Origin of the sequence: Brucella grignonensis (assembly GCF_002252505.1) — a bacterium.
In the GTDB taxonomy this organism is placed as follows: domain Bacteria; phylum Pseudomonadota; class Alphaproteobacteria; order Rhizobiales; family Rhizobiaceae; genus Brucella; species Brucella grignonensis.
The window spans coordinates 1-509 of record NZ_NNRL01000090.1 but is presented as its reverse complement, the minus strand read 5'-3'; the positions used below and the strand labels follow the sequence as shown (position 1 = coordinate 509).

Genomic DNA, 509 nt, shown 5'->3' with positions numbered 1-509 from the left:
GGGGTTCGAAAGGCATAGAAGAACCTGGCAGCCCCAATCATCTGCCCGCGCAATGGAAGACGAAAACGTGTACAATGAAACGCAGAGTAAAACGGCAGAAAGTGCCCGAGCGACCGCATTTTTCATGCCCAAACTCCCGTTTGTCTCTCCGTTGGCTCGCCGTCCGTGAGGCTTCACCACCTTGTCATACTACACGATAACGAATAGATAAGAAGATGCCAAGCCCATTAAACCAACGCTGGCACAACACGGTTTTTGCGACCTTGGCTACGCACGAGATCATGTCAAAGCCCCTGCCCGACGAGACGCCGAATTCGCGTCTGCGCCAGCTCGGCATGATGAATCTCCTGTACACGTTGCAAAAGGCAGATACGGTGCTGACCATAACGAACGTGACGGAAGTCACTGGAATGACAAGGAAAGCGGCGCAGGAAGCCATTGATCCACTGGTCGTGTGCGGGCTCGTGAATGAGTCCTGGGGCCGTACGTCGATCGGGCGTGGCAAGGCC

1 pseudogene is annotated in these 509 nt (G+C 55.0%); it reads left to right on the top strand.

The window, feature by feature from the left end:
* Positions 1-281 precede the first annotated feature (281 nt).
* Positions 282-509: pseudogene (locus tag CEV33_RS01270) on the top strand (MarR family transcriptional regulator); the annotation flags it as partial.